Annotated in this window: 1 protein-coding gene; it reads left to right on the top strand. The window is 64.6% G+C overall.

Annotated features, from left to right (window positions below):
- Window positions 1-229: 229 nt before the first annotated feature.
- Window positions 230-444, top strand: a 215-nt coding sequence (locus MUU46_RS00090) for an AraC family transcriptional regulator ligand-binding domain-containing protein (RefSeq protein WP_258964442.1), incomplete at its 3' end; no start/stop codon positions are given.

The following is a 444-nucleotide window of genomic DNA, read 5'->3' as shown; positions in this document are numbered from 1 at the left end:
CAGGAACACAGCAATGCGGTGTTCCTGCAGGTAGTAGGGGTAGAACTCGGCGAAACTGTGGAAACGCTCGTCGTCAGGGCTGCTCATGGAATGCCTCCTCTCGTTGTGTCCGCGCAGTGTAGTGCGGGCCGCACGATGTCGCGGATGACATACAGGGCCAGTTTAGTATCCTTGGGCCGCCAGGCCGGTCGACGGTCGGCGTGCCTCCCGCCAGAACAAGAAGAGACCGATGCCGGAACGTACAACCTTGTCCAGCTGGGTCCAGGGCATCGTCCTCGCCCTGGAGCTGGAAGGCCTCGACGGACGCCAGCTGTTCGCCGAGCTGGGCCTCGACTACCAGGCCTTGCAGGACCCCGACGCGCGCTTCCCGCAGGATGCGATGAGCCGTCTGTGGCAGCGTGCGGTGGCGCTCAGCGGCAACCCGGCGATCGCCCTGAACATCGC

The organism is Scandinavium tedordense, assembly GCF_024764965.1.
In the GTDB taxonomy this organism is placed as follows: Bacteria; Pseudomonadota; Gammaproteobacteria; order Enterobacterales; family Enterobacteriaceae; genus Scandinavium; species Scandinavium tedordense.
This window is presented reverse-complemented; position numbering and strand designations above follow the sequence as displayed.